This is a genomic window from [Flexibacter] sp. ATCC 35103, from assembly GCF_001975985.1.
GTDB lineage: Bacteria > Bacteroidota > Bacteroidia > Flavobacteriales > Flavobacteriaceae > Flavobacterium.
Genome location: NZ_MTQF01000004.1, coordinates 532,923 through 555,800, shown reverse-complemented (window position 1 = coordinate 555,800; position 22,878 = coordinate 532,923). Strand labels below are relative to the sequence as shown.

The 22,878-nt window shown below is 32.0% G+C and carries 25 protein-coding genes; 10 read left to right on the top strand and 15 right to left on the bottom strand.

Annotated elements, in window-relative coordinates:
- Nucleotides 1-21: 21 nt before the first annotated feature.
- Together BXU01_RS10365 and BXU01_RS10360 are read left to right on the top strand one after the other, a co-directional pair.
- On the top strand, nt 22-420 hold the full coding sequence (locus BXU01_RS10365) for an ACT domain-containing protein (protein WP_083693144.1): 399 nt from the start codon (nt 22-24) through the stop codon (nt 418-420).
- A gap of 170 nt (nt 421-590) precedes the next feature.
- A complete protein-coding gene (locus BXU01_RS10360) occupies nt 591-1,208 on the top strand; it encodes a tol-pal system YbgF family protein (RefSeq protein ID WP_083693143.1) in 618 nt (205 codons plus the stop codon).
- 55 nt (nt 1,209-1,263) lie between these two features.
- Here the strand turns inward: BXU01_RS10360 and BXU01_RS10355 are convergent, their stop codons facing one another.
- A complete protein-coding gene (locus BXU01_RS10355) occupies nt 1,264-1,827 on the bottom strand; it encodes a porin family protein (RefSeq protein ID WP_083693142.1) in 564 nt (187 codons plus the stop codon).
- 174 nt (nt 1,828-2,001) lie between these two features.
- On the opposite strand from BXU01_RS10355, the gene BXU01_RS10350 reads away from it, so the two are divergent.
- From BXU01_RS10350 to BXU01_RS10320, 7 genes are all read left to right on the top strand, one after another.
- Entirely contained in the window at nt 2,002-2,406 is a 405-nt protein-coding gene (locus BXU01_RS10350; protein WP_083693141.1) for a GNAT family N-acetyltransferase, read from the top strand.
- Nucleotides 2,407-2,665: 259 nt separating this feature from the next.
- Nucleotides 2,666-3,049, top strand: a complete 384-nt coding sequence (locus tag BXU01_RS10345) for a hypothetical protein (RefSeq protein WP_055095785.1) — start codon at nt 2,666-2,668, stop codon at nt 3,047-3,049.
- Nucleotides 3,050-3,221: 172 nt separating this feature from the next.
- The gene (locus BXU01_RS10340) at nt 3,222-4,304 is read left to right on the top strand and encodes an efflux RND transporter periplasmic adaptor subunit (RefSeq protein WP_055095787.1); all 1,083 of its coding nucleotides are present in this window, start codon (nt 3,222-3,224) and stop codon (nt 4,302-4,304) included.
- Between the two features lie 25 nt (nt 4,305-4,329).
- Nucleotides 4,330-7,497, top strand: a complete 3,168-nt coding sequence (locus BXU01_RS10335; protein ID WP_083693140.1) for an efflux RND transporter permease subunit — start codon at nt 4,330-4,332, stop codon at nt 7,495-7,497.
- A complete protein-coding gene (locus tag BXU01_RS10330) occupies nt 7,490-8,935 on the top strand; it encodes a TolC family protein (RefSeq protein WP_083693139.1) in 1,446 nt (481 codons plus the stop codon). The genes BXU01_RS10335 and BXU01_RS10330 overlap by 8 nt, the downstream gene beginning before the upstream one ends.
- 432 nt (nt 8,936-9,367) lie before the next feature.
- Nucleotides 9,368-9,601, top strand: coding sequence for a hypothetical protein (locus BXU01_RS10325; protein WP_083693138.1), 234 nt, complete (start codon nt 9,368-9,370; stop codon nt 9,599-9,601).
- 145 nt (nt 9,602-9,746) lie between these two features.
- Entirely contained in the window at nt 9,747-10,025 is a 279-nt protein-coding gene (locus tag BXU01_RS10320; RefSeq protein WP_083693137.1) for a hypothetical protein, read from the top strand.
- 413 nt (nt 10,026-10,438) lie between these two features.
- Here BXU01_RS10320 and BXU01_RS10315 read toward each other — a convergent pair whose 3' ends face one another.
- Together BXU01_RS10315 and BXU01_RS10310 are read right to left on the bottom strand one after the other, a co-directional pair.
- Nucleotides 10,439-12,109: an ATP-binding protein gene (locus BXU01_RS10315; protein ID WP_369819544.1), complete on the bottom strand. Its 1,671-nt coding sequence runs from the start codon at nt 12,107-12,109 to the stop codon at nt 10,439-10,441.
- Between the two features lie 97 nt (nt 12,110-12,206).
- Nucleotides 12,207-12,386 carry a hypothetical protein gene (locus BXU01_RS10310; protein ID WP_083693135.1) on the bottom strand — a complete coding sequence of 60 codons (180 nt, stop codon included), beginning with the start codon at nt 12,384-12,386 and terminating at the stop codon, nt 12,207-12,209.
- Between the two features lie 1,092 nt (nt 12,387-13,478).
- Between BXU01_RS10310 and BXU01_RS10300 the strand changes: the two genes are divergently transcribed.
- Complete coding sequence (locus tag BXU01_RS10300) at nt 13,479-13,844, top strand: hypothetical protein (protein WP_083693133.1); 366 nt, start codon at nt 13,479-13,481, stop codon at nt 13,842-13,844.
- 79 nt (nt 13,845-13,923) lie between these two features.
- On the opposite strand, the gene BXU01_RS10295 is transcribed toward BXU01_RS10300, so the two are convergent.
- From BXU01_RS10295 to BXU01_RS23660, 12 genes are all read right to left on the bottom strand, one after another.
- A complete protein-coding gene (locus tag BXU01_RS10295; RefSeq protein WP_083693132.1) occupies nt 13,924-15,276 on the bottom strand; it encodes a GH1 family beta-glucosidase in 1,353 nt (450 codons plus the stop codon).
- 206 nt (nt 15,277-15,482) lie between these two features.
- The gene (locus tag BXU01_RS10290; RefSeq protein ID WP_083693294.1) at nt 15,483-15,692 is read right to left on the bottom strand and encodes a hypothetical protein; all 210 of its coding nucleotides are present in this window, start codon (nt 15,690-15,692) and stop codon (nt 15,483-15,485) included.
- Between the two features lie 10 nt (nt 15,693-15,702).
- Nucleotides 15,703-16,113, bottom strand: a complete 411-nt coding sequence (locus BXU01_RS10285; protein ID WP_083693131.1) for a hypothetical protein — start codon at nt 16,111-16,113, stop codon at nt 15,703-15,705.
- 320 nt (nt 16,114-16,433) lie between these two features.
- Complete coding sequence (locus BXU01_RS10280) at nt 16,434-17,336, bottom strand: hypothetical protein (RefSeq protein WP_083693130.1); 903 nt, start codon at nt 17,334-17,336, stop codon at nt 16,434-16,436.
- Nucleotides 17,337-17,341: 5 nt separating this feature from the next.
- On the bottom strand, nt 17,342-18,610 hold the full coding sequence (locus tag BXU01_RS10275) for an ABC transporter permease (RefSeq protein ID WP_083693129.1): 1,269 nt from the start codon (nt 18,608-18,610) through the stop codon (nt 17,342-17,344).
- A gap of 3 nt (nt 18,611-18,613) precedes the next feature.
- The gene (locus tag BXU01_RS10270) at nt 18,614-19,009 is read right to left on the bottom strand and encodes a hypothetical protein (RefSeq protein ID WP_083693128.1); all 396 of its coding nucleotides are present in this window, start codon (nt 19,007-19,009) and stop codon (nt 18,614-18,616) included.
- An 11-nt stretch (nt 19,010-19,020) separates the two neighbouring features.
- The gene (locus tag BXU01_RS10265) at nt 19,021-19,326 is read right to left on the bottom strand and encodes a hypothetical protein (protein WP_255373735.1); all 306 of its coding nucleotides are present in this window, start codon (nt 19,324-19,326) and stop codon (nt 19,021-19,023) included.
- A gap of 5 nt (nt 19,327-19,331) precedes the next feature.
- The gene (locus tag BXU01_RS10260; protein ID WP_083693127.1) at nt 19,332-19,574 is read right to left on the bottom strand and encodes a DUF4236 domain-containing protein; all 243 of its coding nucleotides are present in this window, start codon (nt 19,572-19,574) and stop codon (nt 19,332-19,334) included.
- Complete coding sequence (locus tag BXU01_RS10255; RefSeq protein ID WP_083693126.1) at nt 19,559-19,765, bottom strand: hypothetical protein; 207 nt, start codon at nt 19,763-19,765, stop codon at nt 19,559-19,561. Before BXU01_RS10255 ends, BXU01_RS10260 begins: the two co-directional genes overlap by 16 nt.
- A 166-nt stretch (nt 19,766-19,931) precedes the next feature.
- On the bottom strand, nt 19,932-20,600 hold the full coding sequence (locus BXU01_RS10250; protein ID WP_083693125.1) for a response regulator: 669 nt from the start codon (nt 20,598-20,600) through the stop codon (nt 19,932-19,934).
- A gap of 6 nt (nt 20,601-20,606) precedes the next feature.
- The gene (locus tag BXU01_RS10245; protein WP_083693124.1) at nt 20,607-22,310 is read right to left on the bottom strand and encodes a tetratricopeptide repeat-containing sensor histidine kinase; all 1,704 of its coding nucleotides are present in this window, start codon (nt 22,308-22,310) and stop codon (nt 20,607-20,609) included.
- Nucleotides 22,311-22,360: 50 nt separating this feature from the next.
- Nucleotides 22,361-22,534 carry a hypothetical protein gene (locus BXU01_RS23660; protein ID WP_165689775.1) on the bottom strand — a complete coding sequence of 58 codons (174 nt, stop codon included), beginning with the start codon at nt 22,532-22,534 and terminating at the stop codon, nt 22,361-22,363.
- Nucleotides 22,535-22,878: the final 344 nt, after the last annotated feature.

Sequence of the window (22,878 nt, the reverse complement as noted above, 5' to 3'; positions counted from 1 at the left end):
TTAAATAATAAACGCATAAAAATGTCAGGAGAAAAAGATTTGCAGCAATTGCTTAAAACGATGAAACCGGAGCACAATCCCGGTGATTACGTTTTTTGTAAAGTCGAAAATTTAGAAGGAATAAGTCTTAACGGGATTGAAATGTTTTTTAAAGAAAAAGAAGCAATTACATTAATTCTTAAAAAAGAAACCGCAGATATATTAAGGCTGGATTATTCGGTCGTAATGTCCTGGATAACCCTTACGGTGCACTCTTCATTAGAAGCTGTGGGGTTGACGGCAGCATTTTCGAAAGCACTTTCAGACAAAGAAATTAGCTGTAATGTTGTGGCGGCTTTTTATCACGATCACATTTTTGTGAATAAAAAAGATGCAGTTCAAGCCATGCAAATCCTGGGTTTATTCTCAAACTCAATGTAGTTTGTAAATCTTTAAAAAAATGAATATCGTAAAAAAAGGGATCTAATATCATAGATTCCTTTTTTTTATGATGCTAAGATGGTTTTTATTTAAATAAAACAAATGTGGGAAAACGTAAGCAATATTCAGAATAAAAAACTAGGTTTGCAAAAAATAAACCAACATTGTTAATGAAAAGAAAACTATTTTTTATTGTTTTATTAATCGCTTTTAAAACAGTGGCACAAAATAATTCAAAACTTGCCTTCCAAAAAAGCAGATATGAATTGGCTGTATCGTATTATAAAAAAGCAGATTTTAAAAAAGCTATTGATTTGTTTTATGTTGCCTCAAAAATTAAACCTGACAGTGAAATAGGGCAGGAATCTATTAAAAAAGTAGATACACTAAAAACGATTTTAAGAGAAAACATAATGACTCAGGCTTTGGGTACCTGGAAAATGATTGGTGATAAACCAATTTGGGCTGCCAATCAAGCAAATGCTGCTCCAGCAAAAGATTTTGATGAGTTGGTGGAAATTAAGCAAGACGAAATTTTATTTTTTGAGAAAAATAAGAAAACGCAGTTTAAGAAACTGGTTAAATCTGAGAAATTAGTTTACTACAATAAAGAACAGTCAGATGCAGGATATTCAGATATTATTTTATCAGATGGAACTGTTTGGAATTGTGCCATAAATGATAGTGCTAGTGAGTTACATGTTATTAATGTAGGTAAGACAGGAGAAAACGGTGTCGAGAAAATAACCAGCAATAATATAGAACGATTTTATGTTAAAGTAAAATAACTAAAAAAGGGAATCAAATAATTTGATTCCCTTTTTTTATGTGATTGAATTAAGTTTATAAAAATTTAAATCCAAGGGATATATTAGAAACGGCAGTTTTCAGGTTTCTTCCTGAAGGATCAAGATCTGTAACTCCGGCAAGATATCTGTAATCTAAAGTCAGTTTCCATAAATCTACGCCAACTCCGCCAAGAATACTACTGTTGTTTTTCTCAAAAGCAATGTAATTTAAATTATTATTTGCTTTAATATCGGAGTAACTTTTCCAGTTATATCCTGCAAAGATGCGAACATTGCCCAGTTTTCCTAAGGGAACTATTTTAAAACCCACAAGTAACGTAGCATCAGTTCCTGATAACTCATACTCAGTTTCTGCAATTCCGGTTTGAGCAACACTAAATTTGGATTTGGCATACCCAAATTCTCCCTGACCATAAAAAAGCAACAAATTTACTCTGGCAAATCCTGCAACTCCCATACCGGTTCCTGAGCTTTTTGAACTAAAGTCATCTGAAAGCGGAGAGGTTATATTATAAGAAACCTGAGGTCCAAACTGTATTAATTGTGCAAAACCATTGGCACTGATACATAATAATATTACTAAGATGAATTTTTTCATAACTGGATTTGTTTTTAGATAACATAAAAATAAATATTATTAATTAGAAAAGAATGATTTATCTTATTTATTTGATGTATGTTTTTGATAATGAAAGAAGTGTGATTTCGGGTAATTTGTAAGATGTAATTTTAAAATCCTGTAAATTTGTATGCTTGTTCAAAATATTGAGATATGAAAATTAGAGAGATTGAAGCTTCGAAAACCTGGCAGATCAGGCATGAAGTAATGTGGCCAGATATGCCTTTTGAGTTTGTACAGTTAGAAGAAGATGCTTTAGGATTGCATTTTGGCTTTTTTGAAAATGAAAAATTGGTTTCAATAATTTCCTGCTTTATAACAAATGATGAAATGCAGTTTCGAAAACTGGCAACTTTAGAAGATTTTCAGGGAAAAGGAATCGCTTCAAAACTGATAAATTATATTTTGGAGCTTGCAAAACAGAAGAATTTAAGAAAAGTATGGTGCAATGCCCGAAGCAGCAAAAAAACATTCTACGAAAAATTTGGGATGATTGACACGGGCAAAATTTTTAGCAAAGAAGGACAGGAATTTATTATAATGGAAATTTCGCTATAGAAACCATAATCATATTTATAGAATAACTTATAGAGCATCAAATATTTACGATTTTGATTGTTTTGATGGCTTCTTAGAATCATTCTTAATATAATTATGATTCGAGTCCTTTTTTTTATGATTTTTTCGCATAAAAGATTAAGAATTTAATATAATTTCCTGCTAATAAAATAATGAAAACGTTTTCGTTTTTATTAAATGTTAAAGCTTATAAAAAAATCTTTTTTTGTTTCGATACTTTGATTACTTTCGCACCCAAATGAGAAAGTTAATAGTATTTTTAGTATTCATGAATTTGCTTCTGCTTGGCGGAGGGCAATATCTTAATGCTGGTACTCCACAAAACTTTCATCAACATACTCTTGAGAAAAAGCACAGGGTAAAATTTACGAATCAGGATCAGGGGAGTTCAATTATTGAAGATGCCGATGTAGATCTTGAAGAGGAATATCTTGGAAGTGATGATCTTAAAGATGCACTTAGCAATAAATTTTTTGCAGCAAACTACAGTTTACTTGATAATTGGTATCTTTCATTTTCAGGTCAGACTATTGTAAATGATTACAATCGTTTCAAAATCTTCGCGCCATTTAATGGCCAGTCAAATCCTATTTACATTACTCAACAGGTTTTAAGAATTTGATTCAACAGTATACATCGGTTACCTAAGTTGTAATCCTGCATATCTTGTTGATGTATTTTTTTACTTCTTCTTGTATGAAAGTTAAGTTATAACTAAAGGCTGCCCGATGCATTTTTCATCTAAGGGAATCTCTGTATTCCAAGCATTCATCGCTTAATTTCCAATAAAAATCATGAAAAGAATTATCTTGTTCTCAGGCTTAATTGCCCTGATGTGCCTAACCAGTTGTACAACTAAAAAAGAAGAAAAAGAAGAAGCGGAAAAGTTTACTGTAACTAACCCCGTTAGAATTGATACTTCGTTTACAAAGGAGTATGTTTCGCAGATTAAATCTGTGCGTAATATCGAAATCCGTGCTCAGGAAAAAGGGTTTCTACAAAACATTTATGTAGATGAAGGTCAGTTTGTAAAAGCTGGTCAGCTGTTGTTTAAAATTATGCCAAACATGTACCAGGCAGAATTACTTAAAGCTCAGGCGGAACAAAAATCAGTAGAAATCGAATTACAAAACGCCAAATTACTGGCAGATAAAAATATCGTTTCCAAAAACGAATTGAGTGTGGCTCAGGCAAAATTGCAATCTGCAAAAGCCGAAGTTGCATTAGCAAAACTTCATTTATCATTTACAGAAATCAGAGCTCCGTTTGACGGAACAATTGACCGTATTCCTTTAAAATTAGGAAGTTTGATTGATGAAGGGGAACTATTGACAAGTCTTTCAGACAACAGTCAGATGTTTGCTTACTTCAACGTTTCTGAACCTGAGTATTTACAATATCAGACAGATGTAAAAGACCGTGCGGACAATAAAGTAAGTTTGGTTTTGGCAAATGGTGATACTTTCAAAGAAAAAGGAAACGTAGAAGTTATCGAAAGTGAATTTAACAACGAAACAGGAAACATTGCTTTTAGAGCAAGATTCCCTAATTCAGGCAAGTTACTTAGAAACGGAGAAACTGGGCAGGTTCAAATGCTTGTGCCGCTTAAAAATGCTATTGTGATTCCGCAAAAAGCAACTTACGAAATCCAGGATAAAAAGTATGTTTTTGTTGTAGATAAAAACAATAAAGTAAATTCTAGAGAAATTACTATTACAGGCGAAATACCTGATTTATATGTGATTAAAACCGGACTTACAGAAAATGATAAAATTTTACTTGAAGGAGTTCAGAAAGTAAAAGAGAATGACAAAATTAAATTTGAATTCCAATCTCCTAAAGCGGTAATGAACAATTTACGCTTAAAAGCAGAATAGGTTTAATCATTAAAAAAAATATAAAATGTTTAATAAATTTATTCAAAGACCTGTACTGTCGATAGTAATATCGCTGATCATTGTCTTTTTAGGGGTATTGTCGGTATTAAGTTTGCCTATTACACAGTTCCCTACAATCTCACCACCAATGGTGAATGTTACCGCAGATTATCCGGGATCTAACGGTGAATTAATGATCAAGGCGGTTGTAATTCCTCTGGAAAGAGCCTTAAATGGAGTTCCCGGAATGAAATATATGGCTTCTGATGCCGGAAATGATGGTGAAGCTACGATAAAAGTGGTCTTTAATTTAGGAACAGATCCTAATCAGGCTGCGATCAACGTTCAAAACCGTGTAGCTTCGGTTACCAATAAATTACCTCCGTTAGTTATTAGAGAAGGTATTAAAATTACCCGAGAAGTGCCGAGTATGTTGATGTATGTGAATCTTTACAGTACAGACAAAAATACCGACATGAAGTTCTTGTATAACTATGCTGATATCAACGTACTTTCTGAATTGAAAAGGGTAAATGGTATTGGTTCCGGAGATATATTAGGAACACGTGAATATGCAATGCGTATCTGGTTAAAACCTGATCGTATGTTAGCTTATAAAATTTCTGCTGATGAGATAATGGAAGCATTGTCAAGTCAGAGTTTGGAGGCTTCTCCTGGTAAAACCGGAGAAAGTTCTGGTAAGCGTTCTCAGGCATTTGAATATGTATTAAAATATTCAGGGCGTTTTACAACCAAAGAACAATATGAGAATATTGTTGTAAAATCAAACGCAAACGGAGAACTTTTACGTTTGAAAGATGTTGCTAAAATAGAATTTGGTAGCTCGATGTATGACATTTACTCGAACTTAAATGGTAGACCATCTGCAGCTATTGTATTGAAACAATCGTTTGGTAGTAATGCCAATCAGGTAATTGAAGAGGTAAAAGCTAAATTAGAAAAAATCAAGCAAAGATTCCCTAAAGGAATGGATTATGAAATTTCGTATGACGTTTCTAAATTCCTTGATGCTTCTATCGAAAAAGTAATTCATACCCTTGTAGAAGCTTTTATTCTGGTGGGTATTGTGGTGTTCCTTTTCTTAGGAGACTGGCGTTCTACGGTTATTCCGGCAATTGCGGTTCCAGTATCTTTGATTGGTACGTTTGTATTCATGACATTCTTTGATATTTCATTGAACTTAATTACATTATTTGCTTTAGTTCTGGCTATTGGAGTCGTCGTCGATGATGCCATTGTGGTTATCGAGGCTGTTCACGCCAAGATGGAGGAAGAACATCTCTCGCCACTTAAAGCGACTAAAAAAGCGATGCACGAAATTGCAGGAGCTATTATTGCAATTACATTCCTGATGGCGGCAGTATTTATTCCGGTTGCCTTTATGTCCGGTCCGGTTGGGGTATTTTACAGACAGTTCTCTGTTACTATGGCAACTGCGATTATCCTTTCGGGTATTGTGGCTTTGACTTTGACACCGGCACTTTGTGCGATGATGTTAAAAAATAATCACGGAGAAGTTAAAAAGAAAACGCCTGTAAATGTATTTATAGATGGATTTAATAATAAGTTCAATTTAGCACAAGGCAAATATCAAAACCTATTGGCTAAAATTGTAAACAGAAGAGCGGTTACTATTATTGCACTTCTTGTTTTTTGTGCCGGAACATGGTTGATTAGTAGTTCTGTTCCTTCAGGATTTATCCCAAATGAGGATCAGGGAATGTTTTATGCCGTTATTCAGACACCCCCAGGTTCATCATTAGAAAGAACCAATAATATTGCTGAAAAACTGCAAAAAATCGCTGAAAAAATAGATGGAGTAAAATCGGTTTCTTCATTAGCCGGTTATGAAATTCTGTCTGAAGGTACAGGTTCTAACTCAGGAACTTGTTTGGTCAACCTTAAAGACTGGAGTGACAGAAAACATTCTGTTCTTGAGATTATGGCTGAATTAGAAGAAAAATCCAAAGATATTGCAGGTGCAAATATCGAATTTTTTCAACCGCCTGCTGTACCCGGATATGGTGCTGCCGGAGGATTTGAGCTTCGTTTGTTAGATAAAACAGGTTCTAATGATTATAAAAAAATGGAGCAGGTAAATAATGATTTCGTTAAGGAGTTAAATACTCATCCGGAATTATCTAACGTGTTCAGTTTTTACAGCTCTAGTTTCCCTCAATACATGATGAAAGTAGACAACGATATGGCACAGCAAAAAGGAGTTTCTATTGAAAACGCCATGAATACTTTGTCAACTCTTGTGGGTAGTAACTATGAAATTAGTTTTATTAAATACGGAATTAACTATAAAGTAATCGTTCAGGCTTCTCCGGAATACCGTGCGCAGCCAGATGATATTTTAAAGTTGTATGTGAAAAACAATCGTGACGAAATGGTGCCTTTTTCTGCTTTCATGAGATTAGAAAAAGTATACGGACTTTCTGAGATTACAAGACATAACATGTACACTTCTACACAAATTAGTGGTTCTGCCGCTGCAGGATATAGTTCTGGAACGGCGATTAAAGTTATTCAGGAAGTTGCAGCTAAAAAATTACCAAGAGGATATGATATTGACTGGGCAGGTATCTCAGCAGATGAGGTTGCTCAGGGTAATCAGGCGATTTGGGTATTCCTGATTTGTTTGGGATTTGTATACTTAGTACTAGCAGCTCAGTACGAAAGTTTTATTTTGCCATTATCTGTAATTCTTTCCTTACCTGCTGGTATTTTTGGAGCTTTCTTATTATTGAAATTAACAGGATTAGAAAACAACATTTATGCTCAGGTTGCGATGGTAATGCTTATTGGTTTACTGGGTAAAAATGCCGTATTGATTGTAGAGTTTGCGATACAAAGACACGCTGCAGGAAGATCAGTTCTTGAAGCAGCAATGGAAGGAGCAAAAGCGAGGTTCCGTCCTATTTTGATGACTTCATTTGCCTTTATTGCAGGTTTGCTTCCGCTTGCGTTTGCCTCAGGACCAGGTAAAATTGGTAACAGAACCATTGGTACTGCTGCTGCCGGAGGTATGCTTATAGGAACTATTTGTGGGGTATTCGTGATTCCTGGTTTGTATTACATTTTTGCAAAAATTGCAGAGAAATACAAATTGGTGAAACATGAAGAAGAGAATCCATTAACAGAAGAAATTGACAACAATCATGTATAAAATCAAATCATATCAATATGGTATTGCATTAGGTATATGTCTTACGGTTGCAGGGTGTAAAGCCCCTGCACCTGAGACTGTAACGACAAGCACGCCAGTTCCTGAGTCGTTTGGCGCAACAGCTCAAACCCAGGATTCAAACAACACCTCAGCATTACAATGGAAAGATTACTTTAAAGATCAAAACCTTGTAGATTTGATTGATGTTGCCTTAAAAAACAATCAGGAATTGAATATTACTTTGCAGGAAATTGAAATCGCAAAGAATGATATTCGAGTTCGAAAAGGACTTTTGTTGCCAACTGTTGGTGTTCGCGCAGGAGCAGGGGTAGAAAAAGTAGGGCGATATACAAGTCAGGGTGCCGGTGATGCTACAACAGAGATTAAACCAGGTGTAGAAACTCCGGATCCGTTAGGTGATTTTACTATTTCTGCATATGCAAACTGGGAAGTGGATATCTGGAAAAAACTGCGTAATTCTAAAAAAGCAGCATTAAACAGATATTTAGCAACTGTTGAAGGTAAAAACTTTGTAATTACAAATCTTATTGCAGAAGTTGCTGATTCTTATTATGAATTATTGGCTTTAGATAATCAGTTAGATATTGTAAAACAAACGATCAAATTGCAGACTAATGCTTTAGAAATCGTAAAGATTCAGAAACAGGCTGCAAGAGCAACAGAATTGGGAGTTCAGAAATTTCAGGCTGAGGTTTTAACTTCACAAAGTCTTGAATTTGATATTCTTCAGAAGATAAAAGAAGCCGAAAATAAAATCAACTTTTTACTGGGTAGATATCCGCAGGAAATTAAAAGAACAGATAGTACTAACTTCTTAAGTTTATTGCCAGCGGCTGTAAGTTCAGGAATTCCGTCACAACTTTTAGCAAATCGTCCTGACGTAAAACAAGCAGAATTAGAATTGGTTGCTGCAAAATTAGATGTAAAAGTAGCGCGTTCTGAGTTTTATCCTTCATTGGATATTTCGGCTGCAGTTGGAGTAAATGCTTTCAAACCTTCATATTTGTTTACATTTCCTGAGTCATTATTGTATTCATTAGCAGGAGATCTTGCTGCACCTTTAATCAACAGAAATGCTATTAAAGCAGAATTTGCCAGTGCAAATGCAAGACAGCTTCAGGCATTGTATAACTACGATCGTACCGTTTTGAATGCTTATTTAGAAGTATCGAATCAGCTTTCTAAAATTGAGAATTTACAAAAAGGTTACGATCTTAAATCGAAACAAGTAGATGCGTTGAATACTTCTATTGATGTGTCTAATGATTTGTTTAAATCAGCCAGAGTAGATTATTTCGAAGTTTTAATGACACAACGTGATGCATTAGAAGCTAAATTAGAATTGGTTGATACTAAAAAAGAACAACTAAATGCTGCTGTCCATGTTTATAGAGACCTGGGCGGCGGTTGGAAATAATATTGCCTGTTAATTTGTAGAGAAAAAGCCTTTCAAGAGTAAAATTTTGAAAGGCTTTTTTGTTTATTGTGTTTTTATAATTTCAAATTCAATGCCCTTGCGGGTTCTCGTAAAGTTCATATGGATGTTATAATTATATTTGCTTATTAGGTAGGTAAGATGAAGCCACCTGCAAAAATATTAAATAATGAAGTAACTAGTCAGGAATGGAAAACACATATGGAAATTGCATCGTCGTTTTATACGTCCAAGTTGGGACTGGGCTCTAATTGTTAAAATAATCGATTTAATTTTCAGGAATTAAAAGGTCTTGATCATGCAAAGTAGATCCTTATGGCGCTAGATTTGCGCCACAATGGGTAAAAGAACAGTATAATTTAATTTGGAAATAATATGTTTAATTTATTTAAAAAAAAGAAGAAGATATTCCCTATGAAAGAAGAAGAAATATTGTTCTTTAAAAATGTTATAAATATTTTGCCAAAAAAATATTTATATCTGTATTCTCAAATAAATGATAATTTTCTTTTAGGGTTTGAAAAATATAGTCTAAATTATAAAGACAGTTATGTTATTATTTATAATGCTAAACTCGAGAAAGTATATTTAAATATAAAACTTCCTAAATTTTTTATTTTAAAAAGTATTAAAAGTTTGGAATATTAAAAAGAATGATTTTTGTACTATTAATTTAAATATATTAAGTGGAATTCTTGGAGGATTTAATTGTGAGAGCATTGATTTTTCAAGTTTTGATTTTAATAAAATTGACATTTCTGAAATTAATGAAAAACATTTTGAAAACAAGGATTTGGATGGATTAATTAAAAATTTCAAAGATGATGAAAAAGACTTAATCAAAAAAAATATTGGATACACTTATATAATAGATTTAAAAGAGGGTAAATTTTATTTTTTTGATGATTTAAGTGATGGTGATGTTATTGCTTTAGATACTTTATGGAATGTGTATATTTTAGCACATGATCCTTTTAAAGTTAAAAATATTTTTTCAAAATTGGAATTTGTTGAAATGCTTAAAAATGGAAATTTCAAAGAAGAGGTCTTAAAGAAGTATAATGCTTTTTAATGTATCTCCCGCTCTAAGAAGTGTTCTTAATAAGTACTACGCGAATATCTGACTTCGTGCCCGCAAAGTAATTAAATTTGGTGTAAAAGATTAGTTTGAAAAGGATTATTATTCTAAAGGCAATTTTTGAAAAGGTGGGTATAACTTTTTATTGTACTAGAACAAAAATAAAGAAGCAAAATTGAATAATTCGTTAAAATGTTGATATAGTTTATAAAGTAAAAAAAACAAAAAGAAACAAATATTCGTTTAATAATAAATTACACTTGGATTATTAAGTAGAGTTAATATAAAAGCCCAAACTTTGAAACCAAGTTTCTTAATAAATAATCATGGTTCTGTAAATACTTTTGTTGTTGGATATACATTTTAGTATAAAACTGTAGAAGTTCATATTGAACTTTAATTTGTATTTACTTAGGCATAGCTATTTTTGCTCTAAAACCTTTATCTGGTTCTGTGTCAAAATCGATAGTTCCTTTAACAGCCTGCATACGGTTTTCCATGTTTTGAAGGCCATTTTTTATAAGCTTCGTTTTTTCAGAACCCTTACCATTATCATTATAGTTTATTAAGATTGATTTTTGATCACTTTCAAATTTTATAAGAACTAAATTTGCATTACTGTGTTTTTTCATATTCACCATTAATTCCTGTAAAATACGACTAATAGTAATCTTTTTTATATCATCGATAATTTCCCAGTTTATATTTTCCAGATTAGTGGCAATAATATTTCTTTCGGAGGTATTATAGGCTGAAAGCATTTCTTTTATTCTGTTTGTAAAATCTATGCCAGTATCAATTTTATTGTTTTCTCTTGAAACACCTCTTACGCGTCCGTAAATGTCATCTAATTTTTGAAGTAGATTCTCTTTGGTGCTTTCCGTAGATAACGGCTGAGATTCGGCGAAAGCAATGACCTGAAAGACGTCGTTTGCCAATTCATCGTGGATTTTTTTAGCTATTCGGGTTTCAGTGTTATATGAAGTCTGGAATTCTATAGCTCTGTTTTTATTTTTATAATATCTTATCAATATGGCTATTAAAATGACTAAAAAAACAAATACAATTACAAAAACAATTCGGAGATATTTATCTTTTTGAAGGGATAACAAGTTTTCTGCTTTTTCTAAACGAAGTTTTGCGTTTTCGTCTTTTTCTTTTTTAGAATCGTACTTAATTTTAGCAAATTTATTTTTAAAGTTATTTCGAACCTTAATAATACTATCGTTTAGTGTAAAGTACTTTTGCACATATTTACCGTTTTGAGCACTGTGATCATTTGAAATTAGAATTTGAAGCGCTTCTAATCTTTCGTCAACACTATTTAATTTTGTGGCAATATTGTAAGCTGTAAGGGCATTTTTATTTGATTTTTTAATGTCTTTTTTAGCATAATAATCGGCAAGGTGCAGATAACTTTCAATACTGCCATAAGTATCCTTAAGTTTGTTTCTCGTCTGGAGCGCTTCATTCATTAAAGAGAATCCTTTTTGATCCATTCCTTTCTTAAAATAAGCATAACCGAGGTTGTCTAGAATTCTAACCTCATCAGTTATTGAAACTTTTTCTTTTAAAAAATTTTTACTTAAAAGAGATTCTAAAAGAGCAATTGCTTTGTCGTATTTTTTTTGTTGGATATAAACTGCTCCAATATTGCTTAAAGGACCTCGCTTATCAATAGGATCTTTAAAATCATCTGCTGCTGTTTTATAATAGACAATGGCATCATCATAAAGAGAAAGTTCTTTGTCAGCAATGCCTAATATATTATTTATAGCAGCTGTATATACACTCTTTTTCTTAACATAAGGTAATGCTTCAGTTACGGTTTCCTTACTCCCATAATAATCTCCATTCACTTGCTGAATTAAGGCCATTATAGTAAGTGTGTACCCAATATTGGCACTATCTTTTATAGTTTCAAAAAGTTTTTTTGATTTATTAAACTGATAAAAAGAGGTATTGAAATTTTGTTTATCGTGATTTTCATTTGCTATATTTCGTAGAGTAATTGCTTCTTTTCGTATCGATTCATTGTTACTGTTAACATTCTTTTTTTCTTTACAGGAAAAAAGCAAAAGAAGTATAATAAAAGAAAAAAACGGGGACCGTAACATATAAATTTACTTTCCCCGAAAATAGTAATAAATTAGACACTAAAAATAAATTTTTATATTAAAGTGGAGGTGGAGGTGGCTTAGTACCACCATCACCAGGACCATCAGCATAAGTTGCTTTTATGGGATTAATATTTTTTTGTGTTTCTTGTTTTGGTTGAGTTTCATACTCATCCGGAGTACAAGAAAATATAGTGAACAATAACGCAAAAGCGATAAATAGTATTAGTTTTTTCATTTTGATTTAATTTAGAAATTAGACATAGGTATTGCTGTCCGGATTTTATCCAGAACTTGATTGAGGCAATACCAAATTGCTTTTTTGGGAAGTAAAGTGTGTAGAACTGTAAGACGTTGTTTATACTTCCCGATTAAACTCGGTCTTACGGTTTTTTACACTCTTAATTTGAACTAGTTTATATTTATGTTTTAGTCTGCAGACAAAACCTGAACTAATTTCTTTGGCAAAGTAAAGGCACTTTGAGCCCTTTGTAGATAAGGGATTCCCAGAATTCCTGCGTTTTCCTAAGATTCCTGAAAATTCCCTAAAACAAAATACAATGCATAGTAATTTAGGTCTGTTAGAACCTTTTATTTAAATGGAAAACGAATCTGATCTCTATTATAATAGATACAAAAAGTTCTAAAAAAGTTGGATTGAACTATAAAAAAAGTTAAAATATAGATTTGAATGAATCAATAAATTGAGATTAATAGTAGAAGTAATCAAATAGTTGAAAAACGAGAAATAAATCATAGAATTACGTTTAGTTTTTGAAAAATGAAAATGAAGAGTCGAAAGAGAATCCTGAAACGGGAAATCTTTTGTTTGATTTTAAAGTTGTATTTTCTAAAAAAATAGTTTAGAAAATATATCAACGAAAAATAATTATGGTAGAAATTGGAGTTGTCGCTTTGAGACTATCTGTGTGTTTATACTTTGCACAGAAAAAAGATTGGGTAGAATAATTTCAAATAGAAATTGAAAAGCATTTTGAAAAATAAAATGCTTAAAGAAGTAAAATAAATAATTTTTTGAAGAGTAATCCAGAAGTTTAAAAAGTTTGTTTTTCGGCATATATTTACGTTTATTTACACTATAAAGATAAGCAAAATTTATCAATAAACCTACTGAAAACAAGGGAAATGATCGTTTTTTTTTGCTTTTAAACCCATATTTTTATCAAATTTTTTTCATGTGTATTACTGATCTTTATTGCAATAAAACTTGTTCTTTTGGGGTATTTAAATTGTAGTGAAATTAGTTATATTTATAAAATATTATTGTAGATTTTGATTGCTGGTAACTATCATTTTAAAAATATCTTTTATGAAAAAGCTTCTAATATTATTAATTGTTTTATGCACTTTTGGCTGTAAAAAGTATGTTGTTTCGTTTGAGCAGCCAACCAATATAAAACTTGATAACCTAAAACTGGAAATACTTCTGGATAAAAAGAAAGTTCAGGAAATTACCTTAAAAGCAACAAATGCAATGCCTGGTTATGAAACGGCAGAACTGCCAGTATCAGATGATGGAAAACACCTGCTACAGGTTAAAGTAAAAGATACAACCTTTAGTTATGAAATAAAGTATCCGGAAGAGAGATACATTCTTGTGACAGCTTACCTGAAAACGAATGGCAAGCTTCATATCGGGATTTTAAAGCAGCAATATAACTTTAGATTGCATTAATAAATGATTTTGTTTCAAACATAAAAAGCCTTTCACAATTTAATTGCAAAAGGCTTTTTATGTCTTTAAGTATAAGGGGTTAAGATAAAAAATCCTTAAACCACAATCCAGAATGCTTTATAGTTCTTTGCTGCGTTTCGAAATCAACATGTATTAACCCAAATCTGGCATTATAGCCTTCTGCCCATTCAAAGTTATCCGTGAGGCTCCATACAAAATAACCTTCGACATTTAATCCGTCTTCTTTGGCTTTAAGAATTTGTTCTAAATGATCCTGAATATAATGGGTACGTTTGATATCGTAAACTTTTCCGTTAGAAAGTGTATCCGGAAAAGCCGCACCATTTTCGGTTATAATGATTTTTTTAATGTTTTTATATTCGTTGAATTTCTTTAGGACATAATAAAGGGCAGGAGGATAAACTTCCCATCCCATATCGGTTGAGATCACGTTTCTTTTTTCAGCACTTATTAATTCGGCACCAATATACGGAATCAACATTGCCGATTTTACGACTTCGCGTGTGTAACATTGCAGGCCTATAAAGTCAAAATCGAAGGATAAATTGTTGAGATCATCTTCTAAAATATAATTATTGAGTTTTTTAAGCACAGGCAAATCAGCTTGTGGATAACCCAATCCTAAAATAGGCTCTATAAAAGTTCTGTTTAGTAAAGTATCGACACGTTTTGCGGCTTCAACATCTTTTGCACTTTGCGTTGCCGGTTCAATATGAGTACAAGAAAAAGTAGTTCCTATATTTGCATCCGGAACCAGATTGCGTACTATTTTTGCCCCCGCTGCCGTCGCCAGAGTTACGTGATGCATGGCTTTAAGGTAATTGGTAATTCCTTTTTTTCCCGGAGCGTGAATGCCCAGAAAATATCCTGCACCTGTAAAAACCGAAGGTTCATTGATAACCATCCAGTTTTTGACGCGATCCCCAAAATGTTGCGCACATATAGCAACATATTCTGAAAACCATGTAACGGATTCTCTATTGGTCCAGCCGCCTTTTTTTTCCAGCGCATACGGCAGATCCCAATGATAAAGCGTTATCCAGGGTTCTATACCTGATGCCAGTAAAGAGTTGATGATTTTGTTGTAATAATCTATACCGGCTTGGTTTACAGAATCAGTTCCTGTAGGCATAATTCTGGTCCAACTGATAGAAAACCTAAAATTAGGAATGTTTAATTCCTTTATTAAGTCAATATCATTTTGGTAAGAGTTATAGAAATCGCAAGCAGTTAAGGCATGATGTCCGTTTTTTATTTTTCCTTTTTGAGAAGTAAAAACATCCCAAATAGACGAACCTTTTCCATCAGCATCATGAGCCCCTTCAATTTGGAAAGCGGCGGTAGAAACACCCCACAAGAAATCATCTCCAAATTGGTCTTTGTTCAAAAATGAGTTCTCAATTTTATTCATTCAACTGTTTTTATTTCCTTTTCTATTATAATTTATTAATGAAGGAAAGAAGATTGCATAGCTCTTAAAAAAAGCCATTCTTTGAATGAAACCAGAAAATTTAGGTTGAAAAATTTCATAACATTTAGTTTTATTCAAATTAATAAAACAGATATGAATTTAACGTAATGTAAAGATTATTAAAACGTTAAGTATTTTTTTATTCCTTAATCTTCCCAACCGCAAAGTGTAAGACCTAAACCTTGTGCCTGTTTAAGCGATGTTTTTACTGCCCCGTGATGACAAGACGATAAACCGCGGCATGTTTCACTAAAATGGTATTTTTTTGCACCTGTCGAGCCGCAGATATAAACTTTGGTTTCGGGCGGACGAAAAGAGGTTAGAAAAACAAAGAGAACTAGTAATGTATATTTCATAACGTTTTTTTTATTTGACAATTAATTGGTATTCATTTCCATTTTTATCGCAGGCTTTTAACTTGCCATACGAAATCCATTCAGTATTAATTTCGACATCAGCAACAGTGTCATTAATTAAAATTCCGGCACCATATTTTCCCTGGACATTGATATTCCCATAAACCGAATCGCCTTTTATGTTGATTCCTTTTACATCATAATTATATTCATATTGTCCCGGATTTCCGGTTCTGTACTCATATTGGTACGTGTTGTTTACATGATATGTTTTTGCTTCTTCTGCTGTAATGGTTTTACGATCATCAGGTGTAATTACTTGTTTGAAAAGCGAATTTATTTCTGGTGGAGGAGGAGCAGAAGCTTTTTTGCAGGAAAGGGTTACAAGTAAAATAAATAGGATAAAGTAATTTTTTTGCATAGGCTTTTGGATAAAATTTTACATCTATAATTGGTGTTTTTTGCATCTGTAATAAATAATTATAACAAGATTTCAGGTTTTAAATCTAATTAGAAATACTTTCTTTATAATGCGTATTAATACTTGATTTTAACCTTTATCCAGTTTCATAAGGCGCGACAGTTTCGAGTAATTCTTTTTCAAATGTAAAACCAATAAAAGTCAATGTTTTATGGAAATCCGTAATTGGAAAATATTTTCAGGAAAGTTTTGGAGAGTTTTTAAATGGAAAAAAGAGGACAATAATTTCCTCTTTTAAATGTATAAAATTGATGTAATTCTTATTCTTTATTTAGAACAAAATCCTTTATAATATTTTCCATATTTGATGGCAGATCAGCATTTTTAATTTCAAAATGACGTATTTTCATTTCAGTAAACCACTTTGTCCAATATGATCTGATCACCTTTTCTTCGTACGGATTGTTTTTATTGGGATTAATACCAATCACCAAAACTTCCAGATTTGATAAGTCATCATTTGCCTTGATAAATCCATAATCCTGATCTTGTAATTTTTTATCCCAATCTTTCGTGTTTAGTCCATTTTTTCTGATGAGTTCCGGCGTGATATATGTTGTTCGATTTCCTTCTTTCATTACTGTACTTTCATCGAACATATATCCGTCAGTCAATATTACAAGTATATTTCTATATTTATTTTCAATGCATTGATCTTTGACTTTATTATCAAAAAAGCTCCAGATATCTGATCCTACATACTTATTATCTTTTATCGCCGATTCATAAATTTTTGAAGTCTTTGATGCATAATCTGAATTGATTGAATTCAATAATTTTTTTGAAGCATTATTTTTATCAATAGAAATTCTCAAATCCTGGGCAATTGTATTAATTGCAGGATCAAGAGGTTCCGGATTAAAAAACAATTGCATTTTATCATCAATCTGTCTGATTCTTTTTGATTTTAAATGTTCTGTAAAAGCTTCAGAAACAGATTTTATGTATCCTAAATCTCTCTGATAATATTGCATCGTTGGGTTAGGATTTTTCTCCAGACTAATTCTATCCGATAAATCAAGGAGAATACTAATGTTATAATTTTCTGAAACCGGACTTTTTGTTTCACTTTCTTTTTCTGCTTCCTTATCAGATTCCTGCTTGCACGAAACACTAAAAACAAGCAATAAGGACATTGCCATTATGGGTAAAATATTTTTCATAACTATTAATTTTTAGAATAAACCAAATGCTGAAAATCAGGATCGACGAGGTTTAATTTGCTTAAATGTTCTTCTGACGAAAGATCACAATTTTGTAATAACTCTGTTTTTTCGGTGTGTGGCAAAGCAATTTCGGTATTAATAGCCTGAAACCATCCTTCTTTATATTGATGATGATAATGCAGATATTCTTTTACAGGAAACACAAAACCGTCGATTTTAGATTGCAGTTCAGATATTTTTCCGGTTATGGTTACTATTTGCTGTTTAAAATCATTTACCTTATTGATATAATCTGTTTTTAGTTTTTCGAGATCAAGAAGATTTTCTTTTTTGCCTCTAATAAATGACCTGATTTTATCAATGTTTTCAAATTCTTTCATTACAAAATCAAAAACAAGTCCCCAGATAATATACACTACAAAACCGGCAAATATGATCATCCAGAACTCAGCTTCGCCCAATGCGATATTCAAATTATAAGGCGCAGAATCTGTCGTTTTATTAAATTCATATATTTTCTTTTCAATTTGATACGCCAAAAGAGCATCAAACAAAAAGGTTGTAACAAAAAGCGCAATCATTCTGAAAACGTTTTTAATCCCTTTTCCTTTTTGCACCATATGAATAACATAACCTAATCCCATAAATACAAACGGAATCGTAATTACCAAAACACCTTCGAGCCAGCTTGCCTTAAAAGAATTGGTCAACGCATTTGCATCAAAAATCGCGGCGGTTAAACTATCATTTGCAAATTCCTTGAAAAATGCAGAATATGATGCCGAAATATAAAACACTAATACATAAAGCGTTATAGGAAGCAATAAAAATAAACCAATATAAAATTGTGCTTTTAAGCCTTTTCCGTCTTCGATTCCGTATTTATCAGGATTGCGTTTTACCTCGATAATTTCATTCTTGATCTGGTCGATTTCATCCGTAACATCCTGTTCTTTCTTTTCGTAGATACCTATTGCGGCTTCAGATTTTTTAAGTTCAGTTCTGTTTTTTTCCTGCTCTTCTTTGTACGGTTGTTTAAGTCTGTCTTGCTCCAGTTTTTGTTTTCGGCATTGATCTTCAAAACTCATATATAAGTTTTGCAGACACGCTTTTAGAACAATTGGTTTTCCGGTTGCTTTTATCGATGCAGCAAATCCGCTTTGATAATACGTTATTCTGATTTGTTCTCTGTCTTCTTCATTTTCATCTAAAATTTTGATCTGAGAATCCTCTGTTTTTTTTAAACTGAATAGTTGTGATAGTGGTTTCATAACTTAGGAATTTAATTGACTAATAATTTCTTCTTTCTGAATATTTTTTTGGACACAATCAATAAGATAACTCGATAGATCATTGATGTTTTCATCTAAAAAATTAAATTTTCGGCAATACTTTTTCAGCATATTTTCTTCATCGTCAGTAATCTTTCCATCTGCCCAAATGATTCTTGTAAAATCATACAAGTATTCTATTTTGGTAATTAAATTTTCCGGTACAATAAATTCTGTACTAATAGGATTCAGAAAAAGTTTATCGAGTTCTTCTCTCGGAATTCCGCGTTCGTCTGCAAAATGATATAGCATCTGAAGTTCTAAAACATCAAATTGATCATCAGACAATGCCATTTGATATAATCTTAAAAAGTGGCTTTTTAGTTCTAGTGTTATCATGTTTTTTTGTTTTATTTTTTAGGCAAGCTTTCACATGCGCGTCCATTTCCGTCACCATCTAAGTTTTTATAACAGCTTCTGTTACTGTCAAAAGCTGCTTGCGCATCAGGTTGGTTTTTAAAATCTTCACATGTTTTAGTTGGGCAATTTGAGTCTGATGATTCTGAACAAGAAATTGCGAATCCAAATGTCATTGCTATAAGTAATATTAGCATGCATCCGTTATTTTTTCCTGAATAAGATTTAGATCTTGTGTTAGTAAAATGTGGCTGAACATACGTTCCGTTTTTTTTGAAATATCCTTTTCTGTATCCCATGATTGTTATATGATATATATTAAAAATGTTATGATTCCTGTAAATGCAATTAATACGATGCATCCGCTATTTTGATATCTTAATCCCGATATACCGGTTTTTGTAGAATAACCGCTTTTGCTAAATGTTCCCATTTTTGTTCTTAAACTTGGAGAAATTCCGGATTTACTTATATTAAACCCAAGTCCTCCTCCAAGTTTTATCCTTTTTTGAAATCGAAAGCCCATGATTTTTAAGTGGTATGACATGCGTTGCAACAAGTTTTGCAACCATTCGATTTAGAATAAGTTTTTTTTGCTTCATCTACTGCAGGTTTACAGCTAGAAAATTCTCCTAAGTATTTTTTACTTACAATACTTTTAAAATATTGACATTCATCTGTATGAACTTCATGATCGCCATTTGATTGTGCTGTGTTATTTACATAATACTTTTTCATGTTTTTTGGTTTTTAAATTATTATTAAAATTTTTAACAATTCAAACTTAGACCTATTTAAAACCAGTATTTTACGGAAATCCATAATCAGCAATTTTTTAAATTCAGGCAATAAAAAAAGCTCCCGAAGGAGCTTTTAAAATTTATAATTCTATGATAATGAGATTTTAAATAATCCCCATATCTTTTACGATAGAAACCAAATGAACGGTATTATTTGCTTTAAAGAAGTCCTTCAATTTAGAAAGTCTTTTTTCCATCGCACTTTTGCTATTGGGTTTTACACCCAAATCTTTAAATATTTGTATGATTTCGTCTTGTGGCGTTCCGGATGATAAATGTTTTAAGATTTTAATATCGAGATCGTCTATTTCGAAATTGCTTTTTTCCTGCAATGCAGAGGCAACTTCTGGCGAAATATATTTTGCTTCAGAGGTAGAAATGAGATTGATTGCTTTTTTTAGTTCTTCAATACTAGTTAGACCTTTTAGAACGAAGCCATCAATATCTGCATTATCAAAAAGTGACTTAATCCGATAACTTTTATCTTCTACAGAATAAGCTATAATTTTAATATCAGGTTGTAATTCCCGAACTTTTTGAACCAGTTCGTCACCATTGGCAATTTTTACTTCTCGATGATCTGTCTTGAACGAAAGATCACTAATCAATAAATCATAAGGTTCATTTTTATTAATAGCTGCGCGTATTTTCAAAAACGCATCATCACAATACTTTGAATGTTGAAACTCAACAATATTTAAATCTTTTAAAACTTGCTCAATTCCTAAACTGATAGCATCAAGATCTTCGGCTATTATTACTTTTTTAAACATAGGCTTTTATTTAGGCAGTGTTATTTTTACTTTGAATCCTTTTTCTGGTTCAGTGTCAAAAGTAATAGTTCCTTTTATGGATAAAATACGGTTTTCCATATTTTGCAAACCATTTTTTACAATTTGATCTTTTTCACATCCTTTTCCGTTATCTGTATAATCAATAAAGACTATTTTTCCGTTACTTTCAAACTTTACAACAACGATCGAAGCCTGACTATGTTTCTTCATATTGACCATTAATTCTTGTAAAATTCTCTGAATCGTAACCTTTTTAATGGTGTCGACTAATTCCCAATTTACTTTTTCGATATTATTAATAATCACGTTTGTATTGCTGCTATTATAAGTCGAAAGCATTTCTTTTAGATTAACTGAATAATTTATTCCGGTATCGATACTATTATTTTCTCTCGAAATTCCGCGAACGCGAGTATAAATATGATTCAGTTTTTGTAGCAGGTTTTCTTTTATTTCCTCTTTAGTCAAAGATTGCGTTTGTGTAAAAGTCATGGCATTAAAAACATCATTTGCCAGTTCATCATGAATATCTTTAGCAATTCTGGTTTCGGTATCGTAGGCAGTTTTTATTTTCTCAATCCTGTTTCGGTTTTGGTAAAATTTTCTGAGATATAATAATAAAAGTAGAAGAGAAGCAACGCCAATTATTAAAAATATTCGTTGATATTTTGCTTCTTGAAGCGATAATTCATTCTCTACTTTCTCTAAACGCAGTTTCTGGTTTTCGTCTTTTTCTTTTTTAGAATCGTATTTTATTTTGGCAAACTTATTTTTAAAGTTATTTCTAATCTTAATAATGCTGTCATTTAAGAAAACATATTTTTGCGCATATTCTGTAGTATGAATGCTGGATGTATTCGAAATTAAAAATGATAAAGCTTTTAAACGTTCATCGACACTATTAAATTTTGTTGCAATTTTATATGCAGATTGTGCATATTGATTTGATTTTTGAGGATTGGTTTTCGCATAAAATTCGGCCAGATGCAAATTACTTTCTATACTTCCATAAGAGTCATCTATCTTATTTCGCAAATCTAAACTTTGCAGCATTATTAAGAGTCCTTTTTGTTGTAATCCTTTCTTAAAATAAGCATAACCTAAATTGTCTAAAAATATCGACTTACGAATAGAATCTTTATCAATATATTTTTTAGTTAATATAGAACTTAAGATTTGAATTGCTTGATCGTGTTTTTTTTGCTGAATATAAACAACGGCAATATTGTTTAAAGGATATTGCTTTGATATTTCATCTGTACAATCTTTTAAAGCTTCTTTATAATAAAAAATAGCATCATCGTATAGAGAAAGTTCTTTATCTGCAATGCCAAACAAATTATTAATAGCAGCACTGTAAACATCTTTCTTTTTAATATAGGGTAATGCTTCGGTCAGGGTTTCTTTGCTACCATAATAATCGCCGTTTATTTGCTGTATAGTAGCCATTTGAATCAGGTTGTATACAATATTACTGCTGTCTTTGGTAAATTCGAATGCTATTTTTGATTTATTGAAGTTGTAAAAAGCACTATTAAAGTTTTTGTTTTCAAGAGTAGAGATTCCTTTTTCCCTTAAACTATAGCCTTCCTCTGAGACATTTTTTTTATGTATTGATGGTGTTGTTGTTTCTTTACAAGAAAGGACAAGTAAGAAAATAATAAAACATAAAAACGGGGACCGTAGCATAAAAGTTACTTTCCCCGAAATTACTGATTTATTCTATATCATCCAGATTCTTAGTCTGGTTTTTTTGGTGGTGGCACAGGTATAGTAGCATCGCCAGGACCGTCGGCATATGTTGGTACTGTAGGTTTAACTTCTTTTTTAACCTCATCGTATTCATCAGCTGTGCAAGAAACAACAGTTGTACTCAATAGCGCAAACGCTCCCAATATAAATAACTTTTTCATGTTTTTATAATTTTAAAAGTAAGCATGAGTATTGCCGTCCGGAGTTCATCCGGATCTTGTTAAAGCAATAATCATTTCGTGTTTGGGAAGTGAAGTGCGTAGAACTATAAGAGGTTGATTTATACTTCCCGGATAAATCTTGTCTTACGGTTTTCCGTACTTTTAATTGAACTAGTTTTGTATTTTTGTTTTAATTCGATATCGAATAAGAACTAATTCTGAAGCAAAGGAACAACGCTTATGAGCCTGTTTTGATAGGGAATTCCAGGAATTCCGATGTATTTTTTGAAGTCCTGATAATTCCGTAAAAGTCCTTAAAAATCCAAATAAGAAATCCTTAAAAT

What these genes read in the sequence shown, in the direction of transcription:
- BXU01_RS10365 (WP_083693144.1), top strand. Translation starts at nt 22, where the DNA reads ATGTCAGGAGAAAAAGATTTGCAGCAATTGCTTAAAACGATGAAACCG.
- BXU01_RS10360 (WP_083693143.1), top strand. Translation starts at nt 591, where the DNA reads ATGAAAAGAAAACTATTTTTTATTGTTTTATTAATCGCTTTTAAAACA.
- BXU01_RS10355 (WP_083693142.1), bottom strand. Translation starts at nt 1,827, where the DNA reads ATGAAAAAATTCATCTTAGTAATATTATTATGTATCAGTGCCAATGGT.
- BXU01_RS10350 (WP_083693141.1), top strand. Translation starts at nt 2,002, where the DNA reads ATGAAAATTAGAGAGATTGAAGCTTCGAAAACCTGGCAGATCAGGCAT.
- BXU01_RS10345 (WP_055095785.1), top strand. Translation starts at nt 2,666, where the DNA reads ATGAGAAAGTTAATAGTATTTTTAGTATTCATGAATTTGCTTCTGCTT.
- BXU01_RS10340 (WP_055095787.1), top strand. Translation starts at nt 3,222, where the DNA reads ATGAAAAGAATTATCTTGTTCTCAGGCTTAATTGCCCTGATGTGCCTA.
- BXU01_RS10335 (WP_083693140.1), top strand. Translation starts at nt 4,330, where the DNA reads ATGTTTAATAAATTTATTCAAAGACCTGTACTGTCGATAGTAATATCG.
- BXU01_RS10330 (WP_083693139.1), top strand. Translation starts at nt 7,490, where the DNA reads ATGTATAAAATCAAATCATATCAATATGGTATTGCATTAGGTATATGT.
- BXU01_RS10325 (WP_083693138.1), top strand. Translation starts at nt 9,368, where the DNA reads ATGAAAGAAGAAGAAATATTGTTCTTTAAAAATGTTATAAATATTTTG.
- BXU01_RS10310 (WP_083693135.1), bottom strand. Translation starts at nt 12,386, where the DNA reads ATGAAAAAACTAATACTATTTATCGCTTTTGCGTTATTGTTCACTATA.
- BXU01_RS10300 (WP_083693133.1), top strand. Translation starts at nt 13,479, where the DNA reads ATGAAAAAGCTTCTAATATTATTAATTGTTTTATGCACTTTTGGCTGT.
- BXU01_RS10295 (WP_083693132.1), bottom strand. Translation starts at nt 15,276, where the DNA reads ATGAATAAAATTGAGAACTCATTTTTGAACAAAGACCAATTTGGAGAT.
- BXU01_RS10290 (WP_083693294.1), bottom strand. Translation starts at nt 15,692, where the DNA reads ATGAAATATACATTACTAGTTCTCTTTGTTTTTCTAACCTCTTTTCGT.
- BXU01_RS10285 (WP_083693131.1), bottom strand. Translation starts at nt 16,113, where the DNA reads ATGCAAAAAAATTACTTTATCCTATTTATTTTACTTGTAACCCTTTCC.
- BXU01_RS10280 (WP_083693130.1), bottom strand. Translation starts at nt 17,336, where the DNA reads ATGAAAAATATTTTACCCATAATGGCAATGTCCTTATTGCTTGTTTTT.
- BXU01_RS10275 (WP_083693129.1), bottom strand. Translation starts at nt 18,610, where the DNA reads ATGAAACCACTATCACAACTATTCAGTTTAAAAAAAACAGAGGATTCT.
- BXU01_RS10270 (WP_083693128.1), bottom strand. Translation starts at nt 19,009, where the DNA reads ATGATAACACTAGAACTAAAAAGCCACTTTTTAAGATTATATCAAATG.
- BXU01_RS10265 (WP_255373735.1), bottom strand. Translation starts at nt 19,326, where the DNA reads ATGGGATACAGAAAAGGATATTTCAAAAAAAACGGAACGTATGTTCAG.
- BXU01_RS10260 (WP_083693127.1), bottom strand. Translation starts at nt 19,574, where the DNA reads ATGTCATACCACTTAAAAATCATGGGCTTTCGATTTCAAAAAAGGATA.
- BXU01_RS10255 (WP_083693126.1), bottom strand. Translation starts at nt 19,765, where the DNA reads ATGAAAAAGTATTATGTAAATAACACAGCACAATCAAATGGCGATCAT.
- BXU01_RS10250 (WP_083693125.1), bottom strand. Translation starts at nt 20,600, where the DNA reads ATGTTTAAAAAAGTAATAATAGCCGAAGATCTTGATGCTATCAGTTTA.
- BXU01_RS10245 (WP_083693124.1), bottom strand. Translation starts at nt 22,310, where the DNA reads ATGCTACGGTCCCCGTTTTTATGTTTTATTATTTTCTTACTTGTCCTT.
- BXU01_RS23660 (WP_165689775.1), bottom strand. Translation starts at nt 22,534, where the DNA reads ATGAAAAAGTTATTTATATTGGGAGCGTTTGCGCTATTGAGTACAACT.